Below are 16,679 nucleotides of genomic sequence, written 5' to 3'. Positions count from 1 at the left end.
CCCCAAAGAAGGCGGAGTTTTTGCTCCGCCTTCTTTGTGCCGCTTTGCAGCCGAAACCGCCTGGAACTGCGCCAGGCAAGCAATCTGCCTGCGGTAAACGTAACATTGTGCCCAGGCTGCTAGTGCATAGCCCGGACCCCGCCAACTGGCCCGCGGGTGTCAGGCAGAAACGTCTGTTTGCGGTCCTGAACCGGTGTCACCCCATAGAATTTTCGGTAATGGAGCGTCAGAGTGGACGAACTGGCATATCCGACAGCATGGGCGATGTCCGAAATGCTGTCCCAGGAATACCGCACCATCTGCCGGGCGGCCTTCAGGCGCTGGCGGCGGTAGTACTCGCCCGGGCTGAGGCCTGTTGCAGTGCGGAAACTGCGCTCCAGCTGGCGCGGGGAAATCCCGGCCATGCGGGCGACATCTCGGATGCCGACAGGGGTTTCGACGTTCTCGGAAAAGATGGACATCGCCTGTTTGACTGCCGGCGGCATCTGGTCAACGGTGCGGCCGCTCTGCAGCACCGGGACTTTCTGCCGGGCGCTGCCGCTGCGGATGACAGGGTGCTGAAACAGGCAGGCAACCTCATTCATTGCCGCCTCGCCCAGCGCATGGCAGATCAGATCCAAAGCCAGATCGAACATCGCCGCCGCCCCGGACACCGTATGAATTGTCCCGTCACGCACAGCCAGCCTGTCAACTGCCGTGCTGTCCGGAAAGGCGGTTTCGAAGGCTGTGCGGTAGCACCAGTGAACCGCGCAGCGCCGTCCGGAAAGAACTCCGCTGCGCGCCAGAGGGAAAACCCCGCCGGAGACTGCGCCCAGCGCAATGCCGTGACGCGACAGATAGCGCAGCCGGCCCGGTCCTGCCACGGGATCCTCAAACTCGGCCTCAGGTCCGGACAACAGAAACAGGCAATCAACCCCCTCCAAATCCGCCAGGCTGCTGTCCGCTGTGAACTGCACGCCCGCTGATGCCGCGGCAGGCGCGCCGGTCTCGGTCACCAGAGACCAGGTGAACACCTGGTGCCCGGCAAGTTCATTTGCGGTGCGCAGGGGCTCCATTGCCGCGGTGAGGCAAGCCAATGGAAAGCCGGGAAACAGCAGGAATCCTATGCGGCGGAGCGGGGCGGGTCCAAAGTCGCTGGAATGCACGGTCATGACGTTACTCCAGCCCCAGGGCTTCTTTCTTGGCACGCGCCCAGGTGGTGACCAGATGGTCCACCATCAGTCCCATAAAGGCTACCGCAAGGCCAAGCACCAGCCCCTTGCCCACGTCGGTGGAGGACAGCGCCCGCTGCATTTCCTGGCCCAGATCCTGGGTTCCGATGAAGGCTGCAATGATGACCATGAACAGCGAGAACATCACCGACTGGTTGACCCCGACCATGATGGTGGGCAGGGCCATCGGCAGGCGCACTTTCCACAGGGTCTGCATCCGGGTGGCGCCGGACATGTCGGCAGCCTCGATCAGGGTTTCCGGCACCTGCCGCAGCCCCTCGATGGTATAGCGCACCAGCGGCACCGCAGCGAACAGGACAACGGCGCCGACCACGGCCACATCATTGACGCCGAACAGCATGACAACCGGGATCAGGTAGATGAAGCTGGGGAAGGTCTGCAGCGTGTCGCAGATCAGCAGAGCGATGCTTGCGCGCTTTTCATTGAACGATCCCCAGATACCCAGCGGGAAGCCCATCGCTGCGGCAATGCAGACAGCGACCACCACGGTGTAAACCGTGATCATGGCGCGGTCCCACCAGCCGGAGATAGCGATAAGGCCGAAGAAGGTGAGGCATACCAGCGCGGAACGCAACCCGCCGATGGCCCAGCCTGCCGCAGCCAGCAGCGCCAGCACAGCCGCATAGGGCATCCACAGGAAGGCATCGCGGATCGGGATCAGAACCCAGGTGATCAGAAACCAGCGCAGCCATTGCGTAACTGGGTCGATCAGCACGATGAACCAGTCCGCAACCGCATCAATCGGCTTGGAGATGGTGAAGGCGTCGCGGCGCCCGATCTGATCCATCAGCGGGATAAACTGCGCCAGCACCAGGCAGGCCAGCGACAGGCCGATGCCCAGAAGCAGGAACTTGTTGCGCACCGCAAAGGAGGTCCCTTTCTCGAAATGCTCCGGCTGCTTGGTGGCCCAGGCCTTGGTGCAGCGGTCCAGCATAACGGCGAGCAAAACGATGGTGATGCCAATCTCAACCGAGCGTCCGATCTTCAGGGCTTGCAGCAGCTGCAGAAGCTTCTGGCCAAGGCCCGGCATGCCAATGAAGCTGGCAAGAACCACCATGGCCAAGCATTGCATGATCACCTGGTTGACGCCTACCAGAATTTCGGTCCTTGCGGTGGGAATGCGCACATGGCGCAACAGCTGCCAGCGGGTGGAGCCGCACATATGGCCGCTTTCGATCACCTCATGCGGGACCTTGCGCAGCCCCAGCAGGGACATGCGGATCATTGGCGGCACCGAGAAAATGATGGTGACAATTGCACCCGCCTTGGGACCGACACCAATGAACACGACAACCGGGATCATGTAGGCGAAATGCGGCAGGCTCTGCGCAATGTTCAGGATCGGGTTCAGGATTTTCTCAAATGTTTTTGAGCGCCAGGCAAGGATGCCCATGACCAGACCGAACAGGATCGAAAACGGCGCCGCGACAACGATCACGGAAAGGGTTTCCATTGCCCATTTCCACTGCCCCATTACAGCGATCCAGACAAAGGTTCCGCCCGTCAGAAGCGACAGCCGCCAGCCTTGCAGGGCGTAACCGATCACAAAGCCGATGCTGGCGATCACGGTCCATGGAATGGGGCCGATCCGGGGCCAGCGGTTCTTACCGTAGAGCAGGTTGGCGGTCACATCCAGCAGCCATTCCACGCCGTCTGCAAATGCGCGGGTCAGATAGAGCAGGCCCAGATCATCACGCACAAAAATAAAGATCGCATTGATCCAATCGGCGAAGGGCAGGATCAGCCATTCCGGCGGCCGCACCAACCCGTCTGGCAGCACCGAATTCCCAACCGCCAGAAGGCAAGCAGCGGTGAAGATGGCCCAGCCGATCCTGGCTCTTGTCCAGATCTGGGGTTTGCCGGTGTGCACCATCGTCAGGTCTGTCATGATCCCTCTCCCAGCAGCACATTGAGTGCTTCCTGGCGGCTCATCGCGCCGACAAGGGTGCCGGCATTATTCGCCACGGGCAGGAAATCGCGGCTGTCGTTGACCAGCAGCCGCGCCAGTTCGGAAATGGTCTGCCGTTCGCCGACCGGCGCACCGGTCAGGCTGTAGCCGTTCACCTCGCGTGCCAGCACGCCTGCGTGAACAACCCGGGATTTCTCAATTTCCTCGGTGAACTTGGCGACATATTCGGTGGCCGGGTTCAGCACGATCTGGTCGGGGGTGGCGCATTGCTCGACGACACCATCCTTCATGATCGCGATGCGGTCGGCGAGTCGCAGCGCCTCGTCAAAATCGTGGGTGATAAAGACGATTGTTTTGCCCAGCATCTCTTGCAGGCGCAGGAATTCGTCCTGCATCTCGCGGCGGATCAGCGGGTCGAGGGCAGAAAACGGTTCATCCAGAAACCAGATATCCGGCTCGATCGCCAGGCTGCGGGCGATCCCGACGCGCTGCTGCTGGCCGCCGGACAGTTCGCGCGGGAAATAATCCTCGCGTCCGGACAGGCCGACCAGCTCAATCACTTCCAGCGCGCGGGCACGGCGTTCGTGGCGGTCCTGGCCGCGCATTTCCAGCGGGAAGGCGACATTGTCCAGCACGGTACGGTGCGGCAGCAGGCCAAAGCTTTGAAACACCATGCCCATTTTGTTACGGCGCAGGTCGATCAGCTCTTTCTCGGACATTGCTCCGATGTTCTGACCCTCGACCTGGACCTCGCCGCCGGTGATGTCGATGAGCCGCGACAGGCAGCGGACAAAAGTTGATTTTCCGGAGCCGGACAGCCCCATAATCACCAGCATTTCGCCCTTGGCAATGTCCAGGGAAACGTCCCGCACCGCGGCGATGTAACCTGCCTGGCGGATCTCATCAAAGCCCGGGTTGCCGGTCAGCGACTTAAGGTATTGTTCCGGCTGGGCTCCGAACAGCTTCCAGACGTTCTTGCAGGAAATGACAGGGGAGGCGGCAGTCATGATTCTACTTTCCTTAGCAAAGGCGCCGGGGCAGCGGACTGCCCCGGCACTCAGGAGGGAGGTGAGGGGCTTATTCGGTCCAGGGTTTCCAGACGTCTTCATTGGCCTCCAGCCATTCGGCAGCGGCGTCCTCCGGCTCCATTTCGTCGATGTCGACGAGCTTGGCCATTTCCGCGATCTGCGGGTTGGTGAAGCTGATCTTGGTCAACGTTTCATAGGCCGCCGGCCATTTGTCTTTCATACCGTCCCAGGCGGCTTTCTTGAGGTAACCGTTGGCCGGGTTGCCGCAGTCATAGGTCGCGTCAGGGTTGGGGCCGACGGCAGGATCCTTGTCACATCCTTCTTCCCAGGCCGGGAATTCCACGAATTCACCCGGCCAGACAGCCTCGGCGAAGTTCGGGGTCCAGTTAAAGATCACCACGGGTCTCTTGGTCTTTTCAGCTGCAGCAACTTCGGCCCACAAAGCCGAGGCAGAACCCGCGTTGACCACCGTGAAATTCATGTCCAGCGCTTCAACACGTTCCGCATCATGCTTGAGCCAGTCGACGGGGCCGCCCAAAAAGCGCCCCTTGTCGCCGGTTTCCGGGGTTGCAAAAGCGGCGGCGCAGTCGTTCAAGGCTTCCCAGCTCGGCAAGCCGGGGCACGCTTCCTTGGTCCAGGCCGGGTACCACCAGTCTTCGCGGGTGACGGCGTTGTGATCGCCAGCGTCATGGAGACCGCCCTTGGACAGGGCCTCGTTGAAGGATTTGCCAAAGGCGCCTTCCCAGACTTCCAGCTCCAGCGTGACATCCCCCAAGCGGACGGATTCGTAAACGGCCTGACTGTCGGTGGAGACATATTCCACGCTGTTACCCATGGTCTCGAAAATCTGGCCGACAACGTGGCTCATCACGATCTGGCTGGACCAGTTATGAATGGGAATAATAATCGGATCAGAGGAATCTTCCGCCATTGCCATCGGAGCTGCCATCGCCATCACCGCGGCAGTGGCCAAAAGGTGTTTCCGGAATTTCATGTGTTTCTCCCTGTTGTCGCAGCCCCGGTCCTGACGGCCTGAGCCTTTTGCTGTGTGAAAGCCATGCTTTCGGGGAAGGAGGCTAGGCAGCAAATGTGAACAGGTCAGCCCGGCGGAATGAACAGACTGGTTAGCCATGTGAAAATTTGTTAACAGACAGGAAGAAAAGCGGGGAAAACGAAAATGGCGCATATTCTGATCATCGAGGATGAACCGGTCACCCGAAGCACCCTCGCCAGTTATCTGGATGCGCAAGGGTACAGTATTTCTCAGGCCGAAACGGCCGAAGAAGCGGAACGCATACTGCAATCCAGGGATGTTGATTTGCTCTTGGTCGATATCAATCTGCCTGGCAAGGACGGGTTGCAAATCACCCGGGAGCAACGGGCAAAGTCCGAGATGGGAATCATTCTGGTGACTGGCCGGGATGACGAGGTCGACAGGATTGTTGGGCTGGAACTTGGCGCGGATGACTATGTCTGCAAGCCGTTCAACCGGCGTGAACTGCTGGCGCGGCTGAAAAACCTGCTGCGCCGGACCCAGGAGGCACGGCGTCTGTCACGCCGGGTTTATACCTTCGGCAACTTCCGGTTCGATGTTGCCGCACGGCATCTGCAAACCTTGGAAGGAGACAGCGTTCCGCTGACCCGGGCGGAGTTCGAAGTGCTCGACATGCTGATTAGCCGGGCGGGAGAGGTTGCCTCGCGCGATGCGCTGATGAGCCGGGTCACCCACCGGCAATACGGCGCCAATCCGCGCACCGTGGATGTGCTGATCAGGCGCCTGCGGGGCAAATTGGAAGAAGAACCTGCCAATCCGCGAGTGATCACCACTGTGCATGGCGAAGGCTACGTTTTCACTGCTCCCCTGGGCTGATTGGCGCTGTCTCGCAAAATTCCCGCCAGAGCCTCCAGGACTTTCGGAGCCAGTGCGCTCAGTTCGCGCATGTGCCCGGCGGCGGCTGACAGACTGCCTTCGGCCGCAGCCTCTTCAAGGTCACCCAGCAGGTCAGCCAGGTCCTGTTGCCCGAAACTGCTGGCCGCCCCTTTTGCACGGTGAGCTTCCTGTGCCAAGCGCGCCAAATTCTGCCCTGCCTGGGCGGCGCTCATCTTCTCGATACTCCGCGGCAACTCCTGCTGGAAGAGCAAGGCAATTTCATATGCCCGGTCCGCCCCCAGGTCCTGAATGTTTTCCCGCATCTGCCGCTGCAAGCCTGCATGCCTGTCCCCCTGAGGAGAGGCTTGCCGGGCTGAAAGATAAATAGCGCCCTCGCGCCCTTGGGTGACGCTTTGCAGCGCTTGGGCAAGACGTTCCGGAGAAACCGGCTTGGCCACAAAGCCATTCATCCCTGCCTGCAGGTGCGTTTCGATCTGCTCCTCCTGCACATGCGCAGAAATACCGATAACCGGCAATTTGGACAGCCGGGGGTCCGGCATCGCGCGCAGGCGGCGGGTAGCCTCGGTACCGCTGATGCCCGGAAGGTTGACGTCCATCAGCACCAAGTCGACCCGAATTTCCGGCAGCAACGACAGCGCCTGCTCAGCGCTTGCCACACATTGGCAGCTGTGGCCCATTCGCTCTAAATAACCCCGTGCAACCATTTGGTTGATTTCATTGTCCTCCACCACCAGAACCGACAACGGATTTTCTGCCTGCCGGATCGGAGCGGGTGGCTCTTCCCGCGTCAGAGCTGCGGGATCTCCTGGTCCCAGTTCTACCGTCAATGTGAAAACAGAGCCGACATTCTTGGTGCTTTCCAAAGACAGCCTAGCTCCGATGGCCTGAGCAAAATGCCTGCTGATCGCAAGCCCCAGGCCGGTGCCGCCGAATTTGCGGGCTGTTTCCGTGTCTTCTTGCTCGAAGGCTTCGAAAATACGGGCCTTGGCTTCTTCCGAAATGCCCTTGCCGGTATCGCTGACTTCAAAAGTAACGCGGTGTCCCCGGCCGGCATTGCCGCCAGTGCGGACCCGCAGAATGACTTCTCCTTCATCGGTGAACTTAAGCGCGTTGGACAGCAGGTTGAAAAGGATTTGCCGCAACTTCGCGGCATCCCCTACCACCACGTCCGGCAATTCTTCAGGTGCGTCCAGCCAGAGGTGAACCCCTTTGCTGTCCGCTCCGGGGCGCAGCAGCACGACAATGTCATTGATCAGGCCGCGCAGGGTAAAAGTGGTATCCTCCCGTTTCAGCGCACCGCTTTCAATCTTGGAGTAATCCAGGATGTCGTTCAGAATTTTCAGCAGGTTCTGACCCGAAACCAGCGCCGCACGGAGCCGCTCCATCTGCGGGGGCGGCAGGCCCTCATCCGAGAGACTGCGCAGCATGCCCAGCACACCGTTCATCGGCGTGCGAATCTCGTGGCTCATCATCGCCAGGAATTCAGACTTTGCCTGATCCGCCGCCTCCGCCTTCTGCCTGGCCTCGTCATGAGCTTCGACCTCCTCGCGGAGCCGTTCAGTTTGCTCGTCAACAAGGGATTGCAGGTTGTTGCGATGCTCTCTCAGCTCCTGCTCATTGCGGTCGCGAACCTTTTCCAGTTCCATCTTGTCGAGCGCCTGCTGCCGGAACACTTCAACCGCGGCCTCCATTCGGGCAATCTCATCCTGCCCGCGGGGCCGTACCGGATGATCCAGCTGGCCGCGCATCAGCGCCGCCATTGTGCCGGCCAGCTGATTGAGGCGCCGGGTAATGCTGCCGCGGACATAGAACCACAGGACGGCCAGGGACAGCAGGAGCCCGGTGATGGCGGCAAACCCGTTGCGCAGCTGCGCCCGCTGGATATCCGCAGCCGCGGCATTGCCTGAGCTGATCGCCCGCTCCTGCGCCTGATCGGCGACGGCAGAGGCCTCGTCGCCCAGCCGCAGCGCGGTGTTCTGAAGCTCCTGCTTGAGGGAGGTGATACGGGTCTCTGTGGTCAGGATACGGCCACGCAAATCAAACAGCCCGGCGTTGCTTTCTGGTACAGTCCGCAGCTGCTCCGCATAGCCTTCCGCCTGCTGGCGGCGCCCGGGATCGCGGATCGCCTTGATCCGGCGGGATACGATTTCCAGCCGGCTGGTCAGCGCGGTTTCGATTTCCTCCAGCTCAGCCGTGGTGTCGGCCTCTTCGATCCGGTTGATCATCAGCCCGATTTCGGCGGTTTGCGACCGCAGCTCGAACATCAGGCCAAGCTGAAACAGGTCGACCTCAATCAGCTTGTCGAGCATATCCGTACGGGCTTGTTCCTCGACAGGTGAGGTGCCAGGGCTGTAGAGGCTCGAAATAACGGCTGTGGTACCCATTTCCGCGTTGGCAACCAGCGTGTCGGCCATGCTCAGAAGATTGTTCGCGGCAGTCAGGTTGCGGCCGGTCAGCTGCTTGAAGCCGCTGTGCAGCGCGATGCGCGTCTCCACCAGTTCGTCAAGCAGTGCAAGCACCCGGGCAGCATCCGTTACCGTATCCCGCAGACGGCCGGACCCGCTGATCCCGCCGCGCTCCAGCGCGTCCAGGCGCCGGGTCAGTGCCTGGACCTGGTCGGAGAGAAACTGCGCCCGGTTCGCGCGCTCCGCCTGGGTCGTGACAGCCGCAAGCTCCGGGGCGATGGCTATGATGCGGGTGCTTTCCTCGGCCATCCCCCGCACCTCGGCAATGGCCGGAATGGTTTGGCTGATCACTTCCGCCTGGCGCCGTGCAAGCACCCGCAGTTCCACAAGCCCCAGAACGCCGGCAAGGGTCGGCAACCCCGCAATGACGATGAATGCGAGGCCCAGTTTTCCGCCCAGGCCGAGTTTTCCTAACATTCAAATACTTTCGCCTGCATTGGCGGATTTCGCAATTTTGAATTTCCCTTTCGCGGCCCGCTCCCTATCCTCTGTGCCTGATACATAGAGGTCTTCATGCGCGCATTCTGTCTATTGCTCTTCACACTCCTGTCCTTGCCGGCAGCAGCGGACAGCTGGCGCGTGCAGGTGCCTCGGACTGCTTTTGACTATGGCAGCGGGTTGGAAACCATTGATTATGCTCCGCTTGAACAGGCGTCCCAAGCCTGGCGGCTGTGCATCGCCTATCCGCATTTGAAAGACGCCTACTGGCTGAGCGTCAACTACGGGATGGTAGCGGAAGCGGCCCGGCTGGGCGTCTCGTTCAAACTTGTGGAAGCCGGCGGTTATCCCAACTTGCAGCGGCAGATAGAGCAGACGGAGGAATGCGTCGCTGACGGAGCAGATGCTCTGATCCTCGGCACCGTATCGTTTTCTGGCCTCACCAGCACGGTAAAGCGGATTTCGGCCTCGGTGCCGGTGATAGCCGCGGTGAATGACATCGCAAACGCCGGCATTACCGCAAAGGCAGGTGTATCCTGGATAGAAATGGGCGCCGAAGCAGGCAGGATCATTGCCGCGCGCCACCCCAAAGGCTCTGCCCCCGTCAAGGTCGCCTGGTTTCCGGGACCTGAGAATGCGGGCTGGGTCACCTTTGTGGAGAAAGGGTTCCGGGCCGCGCTTGCAGACAGCTCCGCCGTGGTTGCCGTGACAAAATACGGCGATACCGGCCGCGAAATTCAGGTGCGGCTGGTCGAGGAAGCGCTCGATGAAATTCCGGACCTTGACTACATCGCCGGCTCCGCACCCGCTGCCGAAGCCGCGGTGTCGGTGCTTCGCGCCCGCGGCATGCAGGGGCAGGTACAGGTGGTCTCGGACTACATGACCCACGCGGTGTACCGCGGGGTGCTGCGCGACCGCATTATCGCAGCACCATCGGATTTTCCGGTGCTGCAAGGACGGCTGGCGGTTGAGATGGCCGTCCGTGCGATTGAGGGCAGCCTGCAAGTCAAACACGCTGGACCGGCAATCAGGGTGTTCAGCCGGGCCTCGGCCGGAGAGGACCTGCTGGAGCAAACCCTGGCTCCGGCAAGTTTTGTTCCTGTCTTCGACTTTCGGCCGCAACGGTAACGGAAATGCAGCCTGGGGCGTTTTTCTCCCGCCCCGCCCGGTTATTGACCGCCAGCGCGCGACCGGCCATCCTTCAGCGAAACCTGCCCGCTGCTGATTGGCCCGTGGCAGGTTTCCTGCGGCGGTCGTGACAGTGAGGCCAGCAAGATGCCGAAGGCGGAAAAGAAAGCATATCTGCATGACACGCACCGGCTGTGTGATCCTGCGCAGACGCTTGCCGCGGTCCGCCCGCATCTGGCCGGAATGGGCATCACCCGGATTGCAAACCTGACCGGACTGGACCGGGTCGGCCTGCCTACGGTGATGGTGACGCGGCCGAATTCACGGTCCGTTGCCGTGTCATTAGGCAAGGGGCTGACTCTGGAAGCAGCACAGGCCTCAGGTGTGATGGAGGCAATCGAGACCTGGCATGCGGAAAGGGTCACCCTGCCCTTGCGGCTGGCCAGTTTTCAGGACTTGCAAAAGGATGCCCTGGTGGCAGACGTGGAGCGGCTGCCGCGCGTGACCGGCACCGGCTTCAACCCGCAGCGCCGGATGCTGTGGATCGAGGGAACAGATCTCGCGACAGACAAATCGCATTGGCTGCCCTATGAAATGGTGGACACTGATTACACCAGCCCGCCTTGCGGCGGGCAAGGGGCTTTCCCCCGCACGACTAACGGGCTGGCCTCGGGAAACAACCTGGCTGAAGCCACCTGCCATGCCATTTGCGAACTGATCGAAAGGGATGCGATCACCTTGTGGCACCATGCTCCTGCTGGACCTCGGGTTGACCCTGCGGCCATTGATGACCCCCGCTGCCGCGTGGCAATGGACCGGTTTGCCGCCGCCGGGCTGCAAGCGGGCGTCTGGGACATCACCTCGGACATCGGCGTTGCCGCGTTCCATTGCATGATTTGCGAAACAGGCAGCCGTCCAGGCCATATCGGAATAGGCAGCGGCTGCCACCCGGACCGGAATATTGCCTTGCTGCGGTCTCTCACCGAGGCCGCGCAGACACGGCTCACCTATATCTCCGGCGCACGCGACGATCTGGACCCTGAGGAGTTCACGCCTTCAGCCTCTGCGGAACGCGCTGAATATGTCCGAAGCCTGCTGACCAGGACAAAGGCCGTTGCGCGGTTACAGGACTGCCCATCCTTTTCGTCCACCTCGTTCGAAGAGGACCGGGCTTGGCTGCTGCGCAGACTGCGCGCGGCGGGCATGCAGCAGGTCTTGATCGTTGACCTTTCACGCCGGGACCTGGGGATTTCAGTTGTGCGAGCGGTCATCCCTGGCTTGGAAGCTCCGCACGACGACCCGGATTTCATCCCTGGCGGGCGGGCATCAAGGACAGCGGAGGCAAGTATTTGACAACCGTGGTGTTTGCCGGCCCCACGATCGGGGCAAAGGATGTGCAGGCTCTGCTGCCGGGGGCCATCGTCCTGCCGCCTGCAAGCCAGGGAGACATCTACCGTAGTGCCGTTCAGGGGGCGAAGGTAATCGGGCTGATCGACGGGTATTTCGAAGGGGTGCCCTCTGTGTGGCACAAGGAAATCCTCTGGGCGATGGAGCAGGGAATCGCTGTGTTCGGGAGCGCCAGCATGGGTGCCTTGCGCGCGGCAGAGCTGTCGGGCTTCGGAATGATCGGTATTGGCAGAATTTATGAAGCCTATGCCTCCGGTGCGATCTGCGACGATGATGAGGTTGCGGTCCTCCACAGCCCAGCAGAGCTTGGCTTTGCCCCGCTGAGTGAACCGATGGTCTCGATCCGCGCGACGGTCGAGGGGGCAGCGCGTGAAGGGGTTCTTGACGGGGAGCAGGCAGAAGCTGTTCTTCAGGCCGCCAAAACGCGGTTCTATCAGCAGCGGACATGGAAGCAGATACTCGCGGACATGCCTGAGGCGCCATGGAAAGACCGGTTCTCGGATTGGATCGCCACGGGAACGGTAGATGCGAAACGCGAGGACGCGCAGGAAATGCTTGTGCGCATGGCCGCTTTTCCAGACGCAAAGAGCCGAGCGTTCGGCGAAGCGCATGAACCGATGGAGCGCACGCTGGCCTGGCAAGAGCTGGAGCACAGAATCGCAGCACAGGGCGGCACCTTGCAGGACGCGGACCGGCAGGTTCTGGATGAACTGCGGCTGACGCCGGAGCGCTTTGCCGCCATCCAGGCCAAGGCTGCACTGCGCCTTCTGGCGCTGAATGAGGCGCGCAAAGCCGGGCTGCAGGCCGGGCGGCAGACAATTCTGGCGCAGATAAACCGCCACCGGCAAGCACTGGGGCTATTTCGCAGCAAGGAATTGCAGAATTGGCTGCAGGAAAACGGGCTGACAGTAGAGGATTACGAAGCAGAACTGGCTGAGGCGGCCCTTGCCGGTGCCGCAGTCAGTGCTTTGCAGACGGATCTGGAACCGCATTTTTTGGCGGAACTGCGGCAGACAGGCGCCTATGCCGGACTGAAGTCCCGCGCCGCGGCCAAACAGCACCTGGTGGCAGGCAATGCGCAGCCGGGCGGCGCTTCACCGGACGCGGTCCGGCTGCAGTTGATACTCTGGTACTTTGAAACATGCCTCAAGCGCGGCGTCCCGGAAGAACTAGGCGCATATGCGCTGTCTATCGGCCTTGATGGCACTGATGAATTCTTTGAGCTGATCCGGCGCGAATTCATGTATCATCACACGGGAAAAACACAGCCTGCGCCGGACAGCGGGCACGAGGCAGGGCAAGACGGGTGAAACCTCCACAGGACTGGAGGCCCTATGGACGACCCTTTCGAGGCGGTGGAGGAAGCGCCGGGAACCCGGTTCTTGCTGTTTCCCCAATCGCCATTCCGAACTGAAAACCCGGTGCTGGAGCTGGTCGAGATTTCCGCGCCGCCGGGTTCAATCGGCCCGGGACCGTCGGGGCCGCGGATGTATGCGGTCAACGCGTTTGGCAAAACAATTCCGTATGGCGCAATTGTGCAGGGGCCTGAAGGTCCGGGCATGTATCTGCCGCCCTGGCAGGGGGAGTTGCAGCCCCCCCCTGAACCGGATGAAGACGGTCATTTCTTTCACATTCTGCCGTCCGACCCTGGATTTGAAGCCGCACATCTGTTTGCCGCTGCGCATTTCACCCTGGATGTGTGGGAAAGCTATTTCGGCCATGAAATCCCCTGGCATTTTGCCCGCGATTACGCCCGGCTGGAACTGTCGCTGCTGCCAAGCCTTGACAATGCCCATATAGGCTGGGGATTTCTCGAAACCGGCGGCACCAGCGAACATGGCAGCGAATACCGCGCCTACAGCCTGAATTTCGACGTGGTCGCACATGAGATCGGGCATGCCATCATCTACAGCGTCGCAGGGATGCCGGTCTCCGACGATGTTCCGGGCGAGTATTACGGCTTCCACGAATCTGCAGCGGATATGGTCGCTCTTATTGCGTCCCTGCACTTCGGTTCCGTGGTCGAGGAACTGCTGGCTAACACCAGGGGCAATCTTTACACCTTCAATCAGCTGAACCGGTTTGCCGAACTGGCCGGAAGCGCGCAGATCCGGATGGCGGCGAATACACGCTTGCTGGACGATTTCGTTTGCGGCTGGAACAGCGAGCACGCCTTGTCGGAACCTCTCACCGGGGCAATGTTCGATATTCTGGTTGATATATTTCACGAGCGTTTGCTGGTCCACGATCTCATCACGCCGGAAATGGAGGAGCTGTCCGATCAGCTGGAGGAAAGCCCCTATTACGGCGAGGTCATGCAGGCTCTGTTCGATACCCGCTATGCTGCAGACCCGGAAGGGTTCCGCGTGGCGCTGCTGGAGGCAAGGGATATCCTGGGGTCTTATCTGGCTGCTGCGTGGAGCATGCTGGAAGCTGAAACCCTCACCTACGCGGCGGTGGAACAGGCGCTCTTGCTGGTTGACAGAAACTCAACCGGCGGCGCGTTTCAGGCCATCATCGAAGGCAACTTCAGGATGCGCGGTATTGGACTGGTGCAGGCCGGCCCCCGCTTGGGTGAAGCAGGCGAGGACAGTCACGCCCATTCAGTCCGAACCAGAGTTCCGGACGGGTAATCAGGCGGAAAGCTACAATTTCCATTCAATTTGTGGTATTTTCCCGTTCAGGGGGATTTCTCAGAAAACGGGCAGGCACTCGCGGCGCGGTTTTGTGAAAAGGTCTTCTGGTGTTTGATTCCATAGCCACAGGAGTGAGTAAGGTGGCAGAGACGTTACTCAGTTTTTCAGAAGTGTTACTATTCGGACGTCAGGTTGAAGACCTGAAAATCAGAGATGTGAAACGCGGGGACAGGCGGGGCGCCAATGGCCTTCTGGCCAAGCAGCTTCAGGACAAGAGGTCTCCGCGGTTTGCCCGAATCTACGGGTTTTCATACGAGGGCGAATTTTTTCAACTGCCAGAGCCAATCATACTCCTGGTGCATGGCAAGGGCGAAAGGGCGTTTTCAAAAAGCGGGGCCTTTGCAAGGGCTCCTCTGGACCCCTCTAAATCCGGCGTCGCCTCGGCAGATTTCCAGATCTCCGATGACATCAAAGTCTGGGAATACGATAAGGCGGACTACACGATTCGCATGGACTTGATGACCGGCATGTTCGAGCAGGTCCTGTTGGATGTCTACTTCGGCGGCGGCCCTGGCGTCAGCGGTGCCAAGGTCAGCGGTGCCAAAGTCAGCGGTGCCAAGGTAAGTGGCGCCAAGGTGAGCGGTGCCAAGGTCAGCGGCGCAAAGGCACGCGGATCCGGCGACTGACCCGGCCGCCTCAGCCGCAACAGGCAAAAGGGCCTGCGGAAATGGCGGTGGCGCTTGCCCGGTTCAGAACCCCGCCTTCTTCAGCCCTTCGACAAAATGCTGCGTGTCCTCAGCCAGCCGGTCAGGCTGAACCTTGGCCCAGCGCTCCAGCGAGAAATTCGGGTGAGCCTCGCGGTGCCGGGCAGCCATGTCCCGTGCCAGTTCCATCTTGCCCAGCTGGGCATAGCTGGCAGCCAGCATCCGCTGACCCTCTGTCGGATTGTTCATCCTGGTCAAAGTATCGATCACCGCATCATATTCCTTGAGATTGTAATAGGCCCCTCCCAGATGCCATAAATACTGGTCGGGAAAATAAGGATTAAGGCGCATGGCCTGTTTCAGGCTGCTGATCGCCGTTTCATTGTCGCCTGAATGCGCCAGAGCATCGGCGTAATCCGAAAGCAGATCAGCGTCGTTGGGGTTGAGCGCAAGGGCCCGCCGGTAAGCGCCAATCGCGGCATCATGCTCTTTGCGGTACAAATGCACGAACCCCAGTTCGCCAAATCCGCGGGCATCGGTCGGATCGAGCTCCACGGCTCTTTGCGCAAAGGACAACGCCGTATCCAGCGCGTGGTCGGCATCCTTGGCCCAGGAGTACCGCCAATCGATATTGAGTGTGCGGGAAATCGCGGCTGAAGCCCGGGCATAATCCTGGTCGCGGGCCAAGGCCCTTTCATACAGGGACTGCGCCTGGCGGTTGTCCTGCCGCGTGTAACGGAAGATGTACTGCTGACCGCGCAGGACATACCCATAGGCGGCCAAGTCAGCGGGCGCGGCCTGTGACATCCGCTTGCGCTCCTGGGCTTCAATCAGCACTGCGGTTGCCGCGACGATAGCGTCTGTGACCTCATCCTGAATGGCAAAGATGTCATCGATGTCCCGGTCATACCGCTCACCCCAGATGGTCCGGCCGGATTCCGCGTCGATCAGTTCAATCGCTACCCGGATCCGGGAGGAAGCCCGCCGGATGCTGCCGCGCGCAACGTAACGAACCCCGAGTTCACGCGCGGCCTCCTGCGGCGGCATTGTGCGCGCCTTGAAGAAGAAGGCAGAGTTGCGCGCGATGACAAAGAGGTTTTTGAACTTGGACAGGTTCAGGATGATGTCCTCGGTCAGACCATCGGCAAACCAGCTGTCAGACTGATCCCCGCCCAAGCTCGAAAAAGGCAGGACAGCAACTGATGGAATGCCCGGCAGTTGCGGATGTGCGGGCGGGGAGTCCGGGCGCAATGTGGCGGCCATGGCTGCGCCCTCTATTTCGCTGCGGACACAGTAAGCCGGGATGGGCTCCGCAATGTTCTTGAGCCGCTGGGGGCCCAGGAATTCAAAGCCGAAGCGCAAACGGTTGCGGATCTGTTCATAGACGGAAGAACTGACAAAAACCCGCCCGGGTTCGGCAATCTCCTGCAGGCGGGCGGCAATGTTGACATTGTCGCCGTGAATGCCGCGGTCGTCTATCAGGATTTCGCCCATATGTACCCCGGCGCGAAATCGCAGCCGGTGGTCTTCCGGACGGGACGCGTTGCTTTGCTCTGCAATGCGGTGCAGTTCGATCCCGAATTTCACCGCGTTCGTGGCCGTCTCGAATAACGCCAGAACGCCGTCGCCGCGGACTGCGACCACCCGGCCATCGTGCGCCTGGCAAGCGGTTTCAAGCTGTTCCAGAAGGGACTTCAGGGCGCTGTAGGTGTCGATTTCGTCATTTCCCATCAGCCGCGCGTAGCCAACAACATCGGCAAACAGCACTGCCCCTAGCTGACGCCGGACCGTCGATGTCTTGTCTTGGCCGCTCACAAGCTGTCCTCCCCCTGTGAGAATGA

At 60.7% G+C, this 16,679-nt stretch carries 12 protein-coding genes; 6 read left to right on the top strand and 6 right to left on the bottom strand.

The features are described from left to right. Positions 1 to 119 precede the first annotated feature (119 nt). The 4 genes from KUV26_RS16480 to KUV26_RS16465 form a co-directional block, all read right to left on the bottom strand. Positions 120 to 1,151: a GlxA family transcriptional regulator gene (locus KUV26_RS16480; protein ID WP_222509134.1), complete on the bottom strand. Its 1,032-nt coding sequence runs from the start codon at positions 1,149 to 1,151 to the stop codon at positions 120 to 122. A 4-nt stretch (positions 1,152 to 1,155) separates the two neighbouring features. Continuing rightward, positions 1,156 to 3,120, bottom strand: coding sequence for an ABC transporter permease (locus KUV26_RS16475; protein WP_222509133.1), 1,965 nt, complete (start codon positions 3,118 to 3,120; stop codon positions 1,156 to 1,158). Next, a complete protein-coding gene (locus tag KUV26_RS16470) occupies positions 3,117 to 4,148 on the bottom strand; it encodes a glycine betaine/L-proline ABC transporter ATP-binding protein (protein ID WP_222505827.1) in 1,032 nt (343 codons plus the stop codon). Before KUV26_RS16470 ends, KUV26_RS16475 begins: the two co-directional genes overlap by 4 nt. A 70-nt stretch (positions 4,149 to 4,218) precedes the next feature. Then, on the bottom strand, positions 4,219 to 5,163 hold the full coding sequence (locus tag KUV26_RS16465; RefSeq protein ID WP_222505828.1) for an ABC transporter substrate-binding protein: 945 nt from the start codon (positions 5,161 to 5,163) through the stop codon (positions 4,219 to 4,221). Between the two features lie 183 nt (positions 5,164 to 5,346). Between KUV26_RS16465 and KUV26_RS16460 the strand changes: the two genes are divergently transcribed. Continuing rightward, positions 5,347 to 6,039, top strand: a complete 693-nt coding sequence (locus tag KUV26_RS16460) for a response regulator (RefSeq protein WP_222505829.1) — start codon at positions 5,347 to 5,349, stop codon at positions 6,037 to 6,039. On the opposite strand, the gene torS is transcribed toward KUV26_RS16460, so the two are convergent. After that, a complete protein-coding gene (gene torS / locus KUV26_RS16455; protein ID WP_222505830.1) occupies positions 6,012 to 8,942 on the bottom strand; it encodes a TMAO reductase system sensor histidine kinase/response regulator TorS in 2,931 nt (976 codons plus the stop codon). The two genes, KUV26_RS16460 and torS, sit on opposite strands and share 28 nt — an antisense overlap. A 96-nt stretch (positions 8,943 to 9,038) precedes the next feature. Between torS and torT the strand changes: the two genes are divergently transcribed. From torT to KUV26_RS16430, 5 genes are all read left to right on the top strand, one after another. Then, positions 9,039 to 10,091: a TMAO reductase system periplasmic protein TorT gene (gene torT / locus KUV26_RS16450; protein ID WP_222509132.1), complete on the top strand. Its 1,053-nt coding sequence runs from the start codon at positions 9,039 to 9,041 to the stop codon at positions 10,089 to 10,091. Between the two features lie 147 nt (positions 10,092 to 10,238). Continuing rightward, positions 10,239 to 11,444, top strand: coding sequence for a YcaO-like family protein (locus KUV26_RS16445; RefSeq protein ID WP_222509131.1), 1,206 nt, complete (start codon positions 10,239 to 10,241; stop codon positions 11,442 to 11,444). Positions 11,445 to 11,449: 5 nt separating this feature from the next. After that, entirely contained in the window at positions 11,450 to 12,808 is a 1,359-nt protein-coding gene (locus KUV26_RS16440) for a TfuA-like protein (RefSeq protein WP_315900137.1), read from the top strand. A 24-nt stretch (positions 12,809 to 12,832) separates the two neighbouring features. Then, positions 12,833 to 14,131, top strand: coding sequence for a hypothetical protein (locus KUV26_RS16435; RefSeq protein ID WP_222505834.1), 1,299 nt, complete (start codon positions 12,833 to 12,835; stop codon positions 14,129 to 14,131). Positions 14,132 to 14,241: 110 nt separating this feature from the next. Continuing rightward, a complete protein-coding gene (locus KUV26_RS16430) occupies positions 14,242 to 14,820 on the top strand; it encodes a hypothetical protein (RefSeq protein WP_315900134.1) in 579 nt (192 codons plus the stop codon). 63 nt (positions 14,821 to 14,883) lie between these two features. Here the strand turns inward: KUV26_RS16430 and KUV26_RS16425 are convergent, their stop codons facing one another. Then, the gene (locus KUV26_RS16425; protein ID WP_222505835.1) at positions 14,884 to 16,653 is read right to left on the bottom strand and encodes an adenylate/guanylate cyclase domain-containing protein; all 1,770 of its coding nucleotides are present in this window, start codon (positions 16,651 to 16,653) and stop codon (positions 14,884 to 14,886) included. Positions 16,654 to 16,679 lie beyond the last annotated feature (26 nt).

Source organism: Leisingera daeponensis (assembly GCF_019801465.1).
GTDB lineage: Bacteria > Pseudomonadota > Alphaproteobacteria > Rhodobacterales > Rhodobacteraceae > Leisingera > Leisingera daeponensis_A.
The sequence above is the reverse complement of the archived record's forward strand: the minus strand, read 5'-3'. Positions and strand labels throughout refer to the sequence as shown.